Annotated in this window: 9 protein-coding genes; 6 read left to right on the forward strand and 3 right to left on the reverse strand. The window is 70.8% G+C overall.

All coding sequences use genetic code 11. The features are described from left to right. Positions 1–15: 15 nt before the first annotated feature. The 3 genes from AC1DMQ_RS14010 to AC1DMQ_RS14020 all read left to right on the forward strand — a co-directional run bounded on the left by AC1DMQ_RS14010 (position 16) and on the right by AC1DMQ_RS14020 (position 3,540). Positions 16–1,188, forward strand: coding sequence for a phosphoserine transaminase (locus tag AC1DMQ_RS14010; RefSeq protein WP_477034167.1), 1,173 nt, complete (start codon positions 16–18; stop codon positions 1,186–1,188). Between the two features lie 122 nt (positions 1,189–1,310). Beyond that, complete coding sequence (gene serA / locus AC1DMQ_RS14015; RefSeq protein WP_477034168.1) at positions 1,311–2,891, forward strand: phosphoglycerate dehydrogenase; 1,581 nt, start codon at positions 1,311–1,313, stop codon at positions 2,889–2,891. A 283-nt stretch (positions 2,892–3,174) separates the two neighbouring features. Next, positions 3,175–3,540, forward strand: a complete 366-nt coding sequence (locus AC1DMQ_RS14020; protein WP_477034169.1) for a VanZ family protein — start codon at positions 3,175–3,177, stop codon at positions 3,538–3,540. 134 nt (positions 3,541–3,674) lie between these two features. Here AC1DMQ_RS14020 and AC1DMQ_RS14025 read toward each other — a convergent pair whose 3' ends face one another. Next, on the reverse strand, positions 3,675–4,448 hold the full coding sequence (locus AC1DMQ_RS14025) for a crotonase/enoyl-CoA hydratase family protein (protein ID WP_477034170.1): 774 nt from the start codon (positions 4,446–4,448) through the stop codon (positions 3,675–3,677). Between the two features lie 125 nt (positions 4,449–4,573). Here AC1DMQ_RS14025 and AC1DMQ_RS14030 point away from each other — a divergent pair, with 125 nt between their 5' ends. The 3 genes from AC1DMQ_RS14030 to AC1DMQ_RS14040 all read left to right on the forward strand — a co-directional run bounded on the left by AC1DMQ_RS14030 (position 4,574) and on the right by AC1DMQ_RS14040 (position 10,478). After that, on the forward strand, positions 4,574–5,359 hold the full coding sequence (locus AC1DMQ_RS14030) for an ImuA family protein (protein WP_477034171.1): 786 nt from the start codon (positions 4,574–4,576) through the stop codon (positions 5,357–5,359). Between the two features lie 139 nt (positions 5,360–5,498). Continuing rightward, entirely contained in the window at positions 5,499–6,953 is a 1,455-nt protein-coding gene (locus AC1DMQ_RS14035; protein ID WP_477034172.1) for a Y-family DNA polymerase, read from the forward strand. A gap of 120 nt (positions 6,954–7,073) precedes the next feature. After that, positions 7,074–10,478 carry an error-prone DNA polymerase gene (locus tag AC1DMQ_RS14040; protein ID WP_477034173.1) on the forward strand — a complete coding sequence of 1,135 codons (3,405 nt, stop codon included), beginning with the start codon at positions 7,074–7,076 and terminating at the stop codon, positions 10,476–10,478. A gap of 13 nt (positions 10,479–10,491) precedes the next feature. On the opposite strand, the gene AC1DMQ_RS14045 is transcribed toward AC1DMQ_RS14040, so the two are convergent. Next, positions 10,492–12,318, reverse strand: coding sequence for a response regulator (locus AC1DMQ_RS14045; RefSeq protein WP_477034174.1), 1,827 nt, complete (start codon positions 12,316–12,318; stop codon positions 10,492–10,494). 141 nt (positions 12,319–12,459) lie between these two features. Then, on the reverse strand, positions 12,460–14,391 hold the full coding sequence (locus AC1DMQ_RS14050; protein WP_477034175.1) for a polysaccharide biosynthesis protein: 1,932 nt from the start codon (positions 14,389–14,391) through the stop codon (positions 12,460–12,462). Positions 14,392–14,404 lie beyond the last annotated feature (13 nt).

Below are 14,404 nucleotides of genomic sequence, written 5' to 3' on the forward strand. Positions count from 1 at the left end.
ATGGGAGACATCGATATGACGACCCTCGCCAAGCCGGCGATCCGCCCGGCTCGCCCCGAGTTCTCTTCCGGCCCCTGCGCCAAGCGCCCAGGCTGGACCCCCGAAAATCTCAGAAACGCCGTATTGGGCCGGTCGCACCGCTCCAAGCTGGGCAAGGGCCGCCTGAAGGCCGCCATCGACCAGACGCGCGAAGTCCTGGAAGTCCCCGCCGACTTCCTGATCGGCATCGTCGCCGGTTCGGACACCGGCGCCGTCGAGATGGCGATGTGGTCGATGCTGGGCGCTCGCCCGGTTCAACTGCTGGCCTTCGAGTCCTTCGGCAAGGACTGGGTCACCGACGTCACCAAGCAACTCAAGCTGCCGAACGTCGAGGTGCTCGACGCGCCCTACGGCCAGCTGCCCGACACCTCCAAGGTCGATCCGGCCAAGGACCTGGTCTTCACCTGGAACGGCACCACCTCGGGCGTCCGCGTCCCGAACGCCGACTTCATCTCGGCCGACCGTGAAGGCATCACCATCTGCGACGCCACCAGCGCCGCCTTCGCCCAGGACCTGGACTGGACGAAGCTGGATGTCGTGACCTTCTCCTGGCAGAAGGCCCTGGGCGGCGAAGGCGCGCACGGCGTGCTGATCCTGTCGCCCCGCGCCGTGGCCCGCCTGGAGAGCTACACTCCGGCCTGGCCGATGCCGAAACTGTTCCGCATGACCAAGGGCGGCAAGATCGCCGCCGACATCTTCGAAGGCGCGACCATCAACACGCCGTCGATGCTGTGCGTCGAGGATGCGCTGGACGCCCTGAAGTGGGCCGCCTCGATCGGCGGCCTGGAAGCCATGCAGGGCCGCGCCGACCAGAACCTGGCCGTCCTGGCCGACTGGGTCGAACGCACCCCGTGGGTCGAGTTCCTGGCGGCCACGCCGGAGATCCGCTCCAACACCTCGGTGTGCTTGAAGGTCGTGGACCCCAAGATCAGCGCCCTGTCGGACGACGCCCAGGCCGACTTCGCCAAGAAGCTGGCCGGCCTGCTCGAGAAGGAGGGCGCGGCCCTCGACATCGGCGGCTATCGCGACGCCCCGGCCGGCCTGCGCATCTGGTGCGGCGCCACCGTCGAGGCCTCGGATCTCGAGGCCCTGACGCCGTGGCTCGACTGGGCCTTCGCCTCGGTCTCGGCCGAACTGGCCGCCGCCTAAAAGCCTGTAACGCGCCTTCCCTCTCCCCTCGGAGGGGGAGGGATCAGCGGCCCAGCCGCTTCAGCACACACCCCCATTCCGTCCTTCCCGCAGCCGGAAGGCCCGAAAACAAGAGAGCTCCCATGACCGCTCCTCGCGTCCTCATCGCCGACAAGCTTTCCCCCGCCGCCGTCGACATCTTCAAGAACCGCGGCCTGGACTTCGACATCAAGGTCGGCCTGACCAAGGACGAACTGATCGCCGTGATCGGCGACTATGACGGCATCGCCATCCGCTCGGGCGCCAAGCTCGACAAGGACGTGATCGCCGCCGCCAACCGCCTGAAGGTCATCGCCCGGGCCGGCATCGGCGTCGACAATGTCGACATCCCGGCCGCCACCGCCAAGGGCGTGGTGGTGATGAACACCCCGTTCGGCAACTCGATCACCACGGCCGAGCACGCCATCGCCATGATGTTCGCCCTGGCCCGCCAACTGCCGGCCGCAGACGCCAGCACCCAGGCCGGCAAGTGGGAGAAGAACCGCTTCATGGGCGTGGAGCTGTACGCCAAGACCCTGGGCCTGATCGGGGCCGGCAACATCGGCGGCATCGTCGCCGACCGGGCTCTCGGCCTGAAGATGAAGGTCGTGGCCTACGACCCCTTCCTGTCGCCCGAGCGCGCCGTGGAGATGGGCGTGGAGAAGGTCGAGCTGGAAGACCTGCTGGCCCGCGCCGACGTCATCACCCTGCACACCCCGCTGACCGACAAGACCCGCAACATCCTGTCGGCCGAGAACCTGGCCAAGACCAAGAAGGGCGTGATGATCGTCAACTGCGCCCGCGGCGGCCTGGTCGACGAAGCCGCCCTGCGCAAGCTGCTGGACGACGGCCACGTGGGCGGCGCGGCCTTCGACGTGTTCGTCACCGAGCCGGCCAAGGAAAACCCGCTGTTCGGCTCGGACAAGGTCGTGGCCACCCCGCACCTGGGCGCCAGCACCAACGAGGCGCAAGAGAACGTCGCCCTGCAGGTCGCCGAGCAGATGAGCGACTACCTGCTGACCGGCGCGGTCACCAACGCCCTGAACAGCCCGTCGATCACCGCCGAAGAAGCCCCCAAGCTGAAGCCGTTCGTGGCCCTGGCCGAGAAGATCGGCGCCCTGGCCGGCCAGATGGTCGACTTCGGCATCTCCGCCATCGACATCGCCTTCGAGGGCGAGGTCTCCAAGCTGAACGTCAAGCCGATGACCTCGGCGGCCCTGGCCGGGATCCTCAAGCCGATGCTGGCCGAGATCAACATGGTCTCCGCGCCGGCCGTGGCCAAGGAGCGCGGCATCACCGTCTCCGAGAGCCGCCAGGAAGTCAGCCCCACCTATGACAGCCTGATGCGCGTGACCATCACCACCGAGAAGGGCAAGCGCGCCTTCGCCGGCACGGTGATCGCCGGCGCCCCGCGCATCGTCGAGGTCAAGGGCATGGAGCTGGACGCCGGCTTCTCGCCGGCCATGCTCTACATCAACAACCTGGACAAGCCGGGCTTCATCGGCGCGCTGGGCATGCTGCTGGGCGAGGCGGGCGTCAACATCGCCACCTTCAACCTGGGCCGGCTGTCGGCGGATGAGGACGCGATCGCCCTGGTCGGCGTCGACCAGGCCCCGGACGAGGCCCTGCTGGCCAAGATTCAGGCCCTTCCGCACGTCAAGGAAGCCCGCGCCCTGACGTTCTGATCCTGAAACCTTCTCCCCTTGCGGGAGAAGGTGTCGGCGCAGCCGACGGATGAGGGGTCTCTCAGACCTGATCGCCGTGTCCAGCCTGACCGCTGGGCGCGGCGGTTTCGTTTCGTGCGCCCCCTCACCCGACCCGCTTCACGGGCCACCCTCTCCCACAAGGGGAGAGGGAAGTTGGTGCAGGCCGCGTGCAGACAACGACAGGATACGGCCGAGACGCCGTCTCGCCATTTTCAAGCCTCACCGGACCGGCTAGGTGCGGAGGACCCAGCCTGGAGCTTCGATGTCCATCCGCGCCCGCAAGATCAACCGCCTGGTCTTCATCGTCTTCCTGGCCGCGTCGGCCTACGCCCTGGCCCGGGCCCTGCTGCCGGACAACGACAGCATCGGCCTGATCCCGTGGGACAAGGCCAAGCACTTCATCGTCTTCTACGTGCTCAGCGTCCTGGCCAGCCTGGCCCTGCCCAACAGCCGGCTACACCGCATCGGCCTGGTGATCCTGGCGTTCGGCGGGGGGATCGAGATCCTTCAGGGCTTCGTCGGCCGCGACGCCTCGTGGTTCGACCTGTTCGCCGACGCCTGCGGCATCAGCGCGGCGTTCGGACCGATGCTGGTCAGCCAGTGGTGGCGGGCGAAGGCTCGGTTCTAGCTCTCTATCGGGTTGTCATCCCGGGCGTAGCGCAGCGAAGGCCCGGGACCGCCGGAAGCTCTGAGTTCACGCGTCGGTCCCGGATCGGCGCGCTGCGCGCTTTTCCAGGATGACATGATTTGGAGCTGAAGGGCTTATTTGGGCTCTTCGAACTTTCCCCCGCGCCCTTCGCCGTCCTTGAACCGCGCGGCGCCGGCCCGGGCCTCGCGGCGCAGCGGCTCCAGCCCGCCGATCCCCTCGACCTTCAGCGCCGCCTCCAGCGAGACGTCCCACTGGGCGAAGGCCGAGGCGCGGTCGGCGCGCAGGCAGACCTGCGGGAAGGCGGCGATCTGGGCGGCCAGGCCTTGCGCGGCGGTCAGCGCCTCGCCCGCCGGGACCACGCGGTCGGCCAGGCCCCAGCTCAGCGCCTCGGCCGCCTCGACCGCCCGGCCGGTCAGGATCATGTCCAGCGCCCGGCCCTGGCCGACGATCCTCGGCAGGCGCACCGTGCCGCCGTCGATCAGCGGCACGCCCCAGCGGCGGCAGAACACCCCGAAGATCGCGCTTTGCGACGCCACCCGCAGATCGCACCACAGGGCCAGCTCCAGCCCGCCGGCCACCGCGTGGCCCTCGACGGCGGCGATCACCGGCTTGGACAACAGCCGCCGCGTCGGCCCCATCGGACCCTCGCCGACCGGGTCGTAGCGCTCGCCCTCGCCCGAGGCGGCGACGGCCAGGTCGAACCCGGCGCAGAACGTACCGCCCGCCCCGGTCAGCACGGCGACGGCGGCGGCCGGATCGGCCTCGAAGGCGTCGAACGCGGCGCGCAGCTGCAGGGCGGTCTCCGGGTTCACCGCGTTGCGCTTTTCGGGGCGGTTGATCGTGACGGTCCAGACCGGGCCGTCGGTGTGGAGTTCGACTTCGGTCATCTCAAGCCTCCCGACCCGGGCCGCGTCATTCCGCCGCCGCGCCAGGCCGCGCCACCATGACGGGCTCCGCTTGACTCTCCAACCCCGGAGGATCAGAACAAAAGTGGAACATTGGAGAGTGGAGCATGCCCGGGGCGAAACCCGCCCTTTCGGCTTTGAGAGCCCAGATCGCCGCCCTGGAAGCGGGGACTCGGACTCCGCCTCCCGTCCTGCCGTTCGGCGATCCACGCATCGACGGCTGCTTCCCGGCCGGCGGCCTGCAACGCGGCGGCTGGCACGAGGTGGGCGGTTCGGGGCTGGAGGAGGAGACCGGCGCCGCCCCCGCCGCCTTCACCGCCCTGATGCTGCGCCCGCTGGCCGCCAAGGGCGCTGTGGTCTGGGTGATGCGGCGCGACGACCTGCACGCGCCGGGCCTGGTGAACCTGAGCTTTCCGGTCGAGCGCCTGATCCAGGTCCGCGCCCGCGACGAGGCCGAGGTGCTGGCCGTACTGGAGGACGCCCTGGCCACGGTCGGCGTCGCCGCGGCGATCGGCGAGGCCGAGACTCCCGACCTCAAGGCCGGCCGCCGCCTGCAACTGGCCTGCGAGCGGCGCGGCTCGACCGGGGTGCTGCTGCGACGACGGCCGTATGGCGGTCCGGCCGGCAAGGTTCGCGAGGTGTCGGGCGCGGCGGCCCAGACCCGCTGGCGCGTCGCCGCCGCCCCCAGCCAGCCGCCGCCGGGCGAGCCGGGGCTGGGCCCGCCGCGCTGGCGGGTCGAACTCGAACGCTGCCGGGGCGGCCGTCCCGGCGCCTGGATCCTCGAACAAGCGGAGGCCGCCGATGGCCCGCATCCTTTCCGTCTGGTGTCGCAACTGGCCGATCACGACGTGGCGGCGAACGAACCCCCTCCAGAGCGTATCCGCGCCGCCTAGGCCCTCCCCCTGTGGGGGAGGCGGTCGCGAAGCGACCGGTGGGGGGAGTGATCGGAAGGTCGATCCTGCCACGGGCCGGCGGCCCAAGACTCCCCCCACCGTCGGCTTCGCCGACACCTCCCCCACAGGGGGAGGGCCGATGCCCCTGGTCCCCCCCGTCACCCTGGTCGCCACCGAGGGTGGAACCCGCCGCCTGGCCGCCGTCGACGACGCGGCCGCGGCCCTCGGCCTGCATGTCGGCCAGAAGGCCGCCGACGCCGCGGCTCTGGTTCCCGACCTGGTCACCGCCGACCACGACCCCGAGGGCGACCGCGCGGCGCTGGAGATCCTGTGCGACTGGTGCGTGCGGTTCTCGCCGGCCGTGGCCCTCGACGGGCTGGACGGCCTGCTGCTGGACGTCGAGGGCGTCTCGCACCTGTGGGGCGGCGAGGCCGCCATGCTGGACGACCTGCTGGCCCGGCTGGAACGCTGGGGCGCGCCGGCCCGGGGCGCGATCGCCGACACCCCCGGCGCGGCCTGGGCCCTGGCCCGCTACGCTCCCGACCGCACGATCGCCCCGCCCGGCGGCCAAAGCTCGTTGCTGGCGTCCTTGCCGGTCGCCGCCCTGCGCCTGGACGAAGCGGCCCAGGCCCAGTTGCCGCGTCTGGGCCTGTTCCAGGTCGGCCAACTTCTGAGCCTGCCGCGCGCCCAGCTGGCCAAGCGGTTCGGGCTGAGCACGGTGCTGCGCATCGACCAGGCCCTGGGTGCGGCCCGCGAGGCCCTGGTCTTCCGTCGCCCGGCCACCCCGTGGTTCGACCGTCTGGCTTTCTTCGAGCCGATCAGCGCCCTGGAAGACCTGGAGCGGGTGACCGCCGACATCTGCGCCCTGCTGTGCGCGCGCCTGGAAGCCGAGGGGCAGGGGGCGCGGCGGTTCGAGCTGGTGTTCCACCGCCTGGACGGCAAGGACCAGCCGGTGCGCGTGGGGCTGTCGCGTCCGGGCCGCGATCCGGCCCGGATCGCCAAGCTGCTGAAGCCGAAACTGGACACGGTCGATCCGGGCTTCGGGATCGAAGTCGTCACCCTGTGGGCCGCCGACGTCGAGCCGCTGTCGACGGCGCAACGCAGCTTGGACGCCGACGGCGGGGTCAGTCTGGAGGAGGGCCTGGCGCCGCTGGTCGACCGGTTGATCAACCGCCTGGGCGAGGACCGGGTCTGGCGGGCCGATCCCTATGAAAGCCACGTGCCGGAACGCTCGGTGACGCGCGCCGCCCCGCTGGATCCGACGCCGGAAACGGGCTGGGACCCCGACCGTCCCCGGCCGTCCCGCCTGCTGCGCCGGCCGGAGGCGATCGAGGTCATGGCCAAGCTGCCCGACGACCCGCCGGTCCAGTTCCGCTGGCGCGGCAAGTCGCGCCGCGTGCGCCTGGCCGAGGGCCCCGAACGGATCGGCCAGGAATGGTGGCGCAAGGCCTTCGACGATGTCGGGCCCGGCAAGGTGCGGGACTATTACCGGGTGGAGGACGAGACGGGCGAGCGGTTCTGGATCTTCCGGGCGGGGCTGTATGGCGACGGGGAGAAGGTCCCGAAGTGGTGGTTGCATGGCCTGTTCGGCTGAGCAGTCCCTCCCCCTGTGGGGGAGGCGATCGCGTAGCGATCGGTGGGGGGATACGGCTGGGGTGGGACCACTCCCCCCTCCGGCCCATTCGGGCCGCCTCCCCCACAGGGGGAGGACCTGATGGCGCGCTACGCCGAGCTTCAGACCACCACCAACTTCTCCTTCCTGCGCGGGGCCTCCCACGCCCAGGAGCTGATGCTGACCGGCCAGGCCCTGGGTCTGAGCGCCGTGGGCGTCGCCGACCGCAACAGCCTGGCCGGGGTGGTGCGGGCCTGGACGGCGGCCAAGGACCTGTCGATCCGCGCCCTGACCGGCTGCCGGCTGGACTTCATGGACGGCACGCCCAGCCTGCTCTGCTACCCGTCCGACCGCGAGGCCTTCGCCCGCCTGACCCGGCTGCTGACCGTCGGCCAGCGCCGGGCCGAGAAAGGCGAGTGCCACCTGTTCTGGAAGGACTTCCTGGAGCACGCCGACGGCCAGCTGGCCCTGATCGTGCCGCCGGCCAAGCTGGACGAGGCCTTCGAGACCGACCTGACCCGCATGGCCGGCGAGCTGCGCGGCCGGGTCTGGCTGGCCGCCAGCCGGGCCTACGCCGCCCAGGACCTCAAGCGCCTGTCGCGGCTGTCGGACCTGGCGCGGGACGCCCGCGCGCCGATGGTCGCCACCAACGACGTGCTCTATCACGGCCCCGAGCGGCGGCCGCTGCAGGACGTGATGACCTGCATCCGGGAGGGCTGCACGATCACCGAGGCGGGCTTCCGGCTGGAGGCCAATGCCGAGCGCCACATCAAGACCCCGGCCGAGATGGCCCGACTGTTCGAGCGCTGGCCCCAGGCGGTGGAGCGCACGATGGAGATCGTCGAGCGCATCGGCTTCGACCTGGGCGACCTGAAGGAGCAGTACCCCGACGAGCCCGTGCCGCCCGGCAAGACGGCCATGCAGCACCTGACCGACCTGACCTGGCAGGGCGCGGCCTGGCGCTATCCGAAAGGCGTTCCGGACAAGGTCGCCGACCAACTGCGCGAGGAGCTGCGGCTGATCGCCAAGATGGACTACCCCAACTACTTCATCACCGTGCACGACATCGTCCACAAGGCGCGGGAGATGGGCATCCTGTGCCAGGGGCGCGGCTCGGCGGCCAATTCCTCGGTCTGTTTCTGCCTGGGGGTGACGGCGATCGACCCCACCGAGCACCGCCTGCTGTTCACCCGCTTCATCTCCGAGAACCGCGGCGAGCCGCCGGACATCGACGTCGACTTCGAGCACGAGCGGCGCGAGGAGGTGATGCAGTACGTCTATGCGCGCTATGGCCGCGAGTACGCCGCCATCTGCGGCACGGTGATCCACTACCGCCCGCGCAGCGCCATCCGCGACGTCGGCAAGGCCCTGGGCCTGACCGAGGACATCACCGCCATCCTGGCCAACACCGTCTGGGGCAGCTGGGGCGACGGCCTGCCCGACGAGCACATCCAGCAGACGGGACTGGACCCGAAGAACCCGCAGATCGCCCGGGCCATCGCCCTGGCCACCGAGCTGCTGCAGCACCCGCGCCACCTGTCGCAGCACGTCGGCGGCTTCGTCCTGACCAAGCGACGGCTGGACGAGACCGTGCCGATCGGCAACGCGGCGATGAAGGACCGCACCTTCATCGAGTGGGACAAGGACGACATCGACAGCCTGGGCCTGATGAAGGTCGACGTGCTGGCCCTGGGCATGCTGACCGCCATCCAGCGGGCGTTCGGCATGCTGCGCGCCGATCATGGCCAGCCGATCGTCGACCTGGCCGACGTGCCGGTCGAGGTGAAGGGCGTCTACGACATGCTGTCCAAGGCCGACAGCGTGGGCGTGTTCCAGGTCGAGAGCCGGGCCCAGATGTCGATGCTGCCCCGGCTGAAGCCGAACAAGTTCTACGACCTGGTGATCGAGGTGGCGATCGTGCGGCCGGGGCCGATCCAGGGCGACATGGTCCATCCCTACCTGCGGCGGCGACAGGGATTGGAGAAGGCCGAGTGGCCCGCGCCGTCGCCTGAGCACGGGCATAAGGACGAACTCAAAGGCATCCTCGGCAACACCTACGGCGTGCCGCTGTTCCAGGAGCAGGCCATGAGCCTGGCCATCGAGGCGGCCAAGTTCACGCCCGACGAGGCCGACGGCCTGCGCAAGGCGATGGCCACCTTCAAGAACCTGGGCGACCCGGCCCAGTACCGCGACAAGTTCGTCGAGGGCATGGTCTCGCGCGGCTACGAACGCGACTTCGCCACGCGGTGCTTCAAGCAGATCGAGGGCTTCGGTTCGTACGGCTTCCCGGAAAGCCACGCGGCCAGTTTCGCCAAGCTGGTCTATGTCTCGGCCTGGCTCAAATGGGCCTGGCCGGACGTGTTCTGCGCGGCCCTGATCAACTCCCAGCCGATGGGCTTCTACCAACCGGCCCAACTGGTGCGCGACGCCCGCGAGCACGGGGTGGAGGTGCGGGCCCCGGACGTGCTGATGAGCGACTGGGACTGCACGCTGGAGGCCAGCACTTTCTCCTCACCCGCCCACTCCTCACCCGCAACGCGGGGGAGGTGGCGCGATGCGGATACGCATCGTGACGGAGGGGGCGTCCAGCCGCCGCACGACGCCCCCTCCGTCACGTCGCTGCTAGCGACGCGCCACCTCCCCCGTTTCACGGGGGAGGAGAAGCGGATCGCCGATGACAAGCTCTTCAATCCAGATACCCGCCCATCCTGGAAGGCGGTGCGCCTGGGCCTGTGTCAGATCAAGGGGCTGAAGAAGAAGAAAAAGCCGGAGGACGCCGACCTCGACGCCGATCTCATCATGGCCGCCCGCGACGCCGGCGCACGGGCCCCCGCCGACTTCGCCCGGGCCGGGGTCTCGCAGCGCGGGCTGGAGCTGTTGGCCGAGGCCGACGCCTTCGCGTCCACGGGGCTCTCCCGCCGCGACGCCCTGTGGGCGGTCAAGGGGCTGAAGGGCGAGGTCAAGGTCGACAGCCAGGCGCCGCTGCTGGCCGGCCTGCCGCTGTTCGAGGACGCCGTCGCCCTGCCGACCATGGCCCTGCCCCAGCAGGTGGCCGAGGACTACCGCACCACCAGCCTGTCGCTGAAGGCGCATCCGCTGCGGTTCTTCCGACCGATGCTGGACCGGTTGAACGTCACGACGGCCGAGCGGCTGAAGGGTCTGCCCAACGGCCGCAAGGTCAGCGTCGGCGGCCTGGTTCTGATCCGCCAGCGGCCAGGCACCGCCAAGGGCGTGGTGTTCCTGACCCTGGAGGACGAGACCGGCGTGGCCAATGCGGTGGTCTGGAAGGACTGCTTCGACGCCAACCGCCGCACGGTGATGAGCGCCTCGTTCCTGATCGTCCACGGCAAGGTGCAGGCCGCCGACGGCGTGATCCACGTGGTGGCCGAGGGCTTCACCGACCTGTCGGCCGAACTGGCGCGGATGAAGGAGGACCCCGAGGGGCCGGCCCCGTCGGTGCGGATGCGGACGTCCGGCCGGCTGCAGCGGAGCCGGGATTTCCATTGAGGGTTTCCCTCTCTCAAAGAGAGAGGGATTCGGATGCGCGGCTTGCCGTTTCCTCGATCGCCACCTTCGTCCCCGCCACCTTGGCCAGCAGCGCGAACAGGGCCGCCGTGTCGATCGGCTTGCGCAGCACGCCGTCGGCGCCGTCGGCCCGGTAGCGGGCGACGTCGTCGTCGAAGACGTTGGCGGTCAGCATCCAGACCGGGGTGCGGGGACGCAGGGTCGCGATCTCGAGCTGACGGATCTGGGCCAGGGCCGCCACCCCGTCCAGCACCGGCATGTTGACGTCCATCAGCACCAGGTCGAAGGCCTCGGCCCGCCAGGCGTCCAGGGCCTGGGCGCCGTCCTCGGCGAAGACCAGCTCGACCGACGAGGCGGCCAGCAGGGCGGCCAGCACCCGGCGGTTGGCGGGGTTGTCCTCGGCCGCCAGCACCCGGATCGGCGTGGTCACGCGGGCCTCCGCCGCGGCGGCGGCGGCGGGCGCCGCCAGAACGTCCGCCTCGAAGGCGAACCAGAAGACCGCGCCGCGTTTGGCGCCCTTGGGCGGCTGGGCGTCGCCTTCGGGAATGTCGTCAACGCCGATCTCGCCGCCCATCAGGGCCAGGTTGGCCGCGCAGATCGACAGGCCCAGCCCGCTGCCGCCCAGGCTTCGTCCGCGCTCGGTCTGGTCGAAGGCGTCGAACATCCGTGGGCGATCTTCCGGCGGCACCAGCGCGCCGGCGTCGCGAACCTCGATCAGGGCGGTCAGCCTCTGGTCCTTCGCCATCCCAGCCAGGCGGACCACCACCGCGCCGCCCGACGGCGAGGCCTTCAGGCCGTTGGAGACAAGGTTGACCAGGGTCTGCTCCAGCTTGGCCTCGTCGGCCAGCAGGCCGTAGGCCAGGCTGGGATCGGCGTCCTCGAAGCTCAGCAGCACGCCGACCGCCTGGGCATGGGCGCTCCACACCCGCACCACCGTGCGGACCAGGCGGCGCAGGTCGACCGGCGCCAGGGTCAGGGCGGCCTGGCCGGCCTGGACCTTGGTCAGGTCCAGCACGGTGTCGAGCAGCCGGGTCAGCTGGGCGCCGCCCTCCAGCACGCCTTGGGCCAGGTCGGCCTGGGTCGGGGTCAGGAAGGTGTCGCGGCGCAGGGCGTGGGCGAAGCCGAGCACGGCGTTGAGCGGGGTGCGGATCTCGTGGCTGGCGACGGCCAGCAGGTCGGACTTGGCGAGGCTGGCGGCCTTGGCCTCGGCGACGGCCTCTGTCAGGTCGGCGTTCTTGCGGGCCACGTCGCGCAGGGCCTGGGCCAGGGCGCGGTCGGTCGTCTGCTGACGCCAGGTGGCGGTCAGGACGGCGGCGATGAACAGCAGCATGGCCGCCGCATAGTGGTTGGCGGCCAGCGGCGTGTGGCGGTCCAAGGCGATCCACAGCAGCGTCGCCACCGGCGGGGCGACGGCGGTGGCGTAGCTGATCTTGCCGGTGTGCACGCGCAGGGCGGCGAACAGCAGCACGCAGACCGCCAGCAGGGCGGCTTCCATCCGCATCGTCGGCTCGCCCATCAGCCGGATCTTCACGGCCAGGAAACAGGCGTTGGCCGACAGCAGGAAGACCAGGGTGATCGACTGCCAGCGCAGTCGCCGCAGGGCCTGGATGGGATCGGCATGGCGCAGCGCCAGCTCGGTGGCCATGAAGAGGGCCGCGTAGATCGCGATCTCGACCAGGCCGAACAGGGTCATGCTCAGGGGCGTATAAAGCGCCAGCAGAACCACGAAAACGGCGACCAGAGCCAGGCGGGCGCGCACGATGCCGCGCGTATATCGAACAAACCCGTCCAGGCGGGTGACGTCCACCGTCTGTTCGAACATCCAGGCTCCCGCCGACGCTACTGATGTCCCAAGGCTGAGACGGCTCGCCATTGCAAGCGTGGCGAGACAGAGCATGGGAGGCTGATTCTGGCTTTCCCGCTCGCCTCACACGCGATGTCGAGGCGACAAGATTCGGTCGGATCAGACCTGGGTCTTGGCCGCGGCGATCCTGCCCTTGCTCGTGGCGGCTTGGGCGGGAGAAACGGCCCGCAGGCCTTCGACCAGGGCGAACAGCTGGGTGCGTACGCTGAACTCGTCGCCGGCCAGGGCGGCGGTCTCCAGGGCGGCCAGGGCCTCGGGCGGGATCGGCGTCAGCGGCGTCAGCGGCGTGGCCTCGGTGACGCCCTCGGCCTTGGGGCGGGCGGTCTCGTTGATGTCGACCAGGGCCTCGGTCAGCTTCTCGCCGGGGCGCAGGCCGGTGATCTTGATCTCGATGTCGCGGTCGGGGACCAGGCCCTGCAGCTCGATCATCCGTCGGGCCAGGTCGATGATCTTGACCGGCTCGCCCATTTCTAGCGTCAGGACGCCGGTGGGGGGCTCCACGTCGCCGGCCGACAGGGCCACGGCCCGCAGCACCAGCTGCACGGCCTCGGGGATGGTCATGAAATAGCGTTCGACCTCGGCGTCGGTCAGGGTCACCGGACCGCCGCGGGCGATCTGGTGCTGGAAGATCGGCACCACCGAGCCGGCCGAGCCCAGCACGTTGCCAAACCGTACGACGCTGACCCGGGTATGGGATCCGTCCCCTTCGGAACCTTGGGCGAACTGGCGGACGACGGCTTCGGCCACCCGCTTGGTCGCGCCCATCACGCTGGCCGGGGCCACGGCCTTGTCGGTGGAGATCAGGGCCAGGTGGGCCGCGCCGCAGGCCTTGGCGGCGGCTGCGACGTTGCGGCTGCCCAGCACGTTGGTGCGCACGCCCTCGCAGGGGTGGTTCTCGACCAGGGTGACGTGCTTGAGGGCGGCGGCGTGGAAGACCAGTTCGGGCTTCTCGGCGGCGAACACCAGGTCCAGGCGGGCGGCGTCGCGCACGTCGCACAGCACGTCGCGGCGCGGCAGGGCGGGCCAGGCCTCGCCCAGTTCACGGTCGATGTGGAACAGGTTGGCCTCGGCGGCGTCCAGCAGGGTCAGCTGGGCCGGACCGCTGGCGGCGATCTGGCGGGCCAGCTCCGAGCCGATGCTGCCGCCGGCCCCGGTGACCAGCACCCGCTTGCCGGCCACCAGCGCGCGGACGGGCTGGGGATCCAGCCGCACCGGCGCCCGGCTGAGCAGTTCTTCCAGGCTGATCTCGCGCAGGGCCGAGGCGCCGCTGCCCGTCGAGGCCGCCATGTCCACCAGGCCCTGGCGGCGCAGCAGGCGCACGCCCTCGGTCTTCAGCCGGCCGAGACGCTCGGTCCCGAAGGCGCTGAGCGGGCCGTCGCTGAGGAACAGCAAGGCCGACGGCTGCAGGCCGCCGTCGCGCAGCTGGGCCATGACCGCGTCGAAATCGTCGATGACGCCCAGGATGCAGACGCCGCCCAGTTCATCGCCGGTCTCTCGGGCCTCGGGGGTCAGCACCCCGACCGGGGCGTAGCGTTCGCCCAGGGCGGCGGGGGCGCGCAGGAAGGCCTCGGCCTCGTTCGCCGAGCCGACGATCAGCAGGCGGGGCAGGGCGGGTGAGGCGGGCGCCGGGCGCAGTCGGGTCAGGGCGTCGACCAGCACCTTCTCGTGCAGGGCGCGGCGCACGATGCGCAGTCCGGCGAGCAGGGCGGTCAGCAGCAGGAAGGCGGCGGCCAGGGTGCGCAGGCCGCCCGGCTGGCGCACGTCCATCAGGCGGGCGACCAGGGCGAAGGTCAGGACCGCCAGCAGGGCCGAGCGCGCCAGGCGCAGGCCGTCGCTGGCCGCGAAGAACCGCCAGGGCGAACGTTCCACCTGGAACAGGATCTCGACCAGCAGGGCGCAGCCGGCGAACAGGGCGGCGAGGGCAAGGGGTGAGGCGGTGAAGGGCGTCGCGCCGGCGGTCAGCGCCTGGGCCGCCAGCATGGCCATGAAGGCCAGCACCATGTGCGCCGCGATCTTGCCCATACGACCCATACGCAAACTCCCG

Source organism: Caulobacter sp. 05L422, from assembly GCF_056397765.1.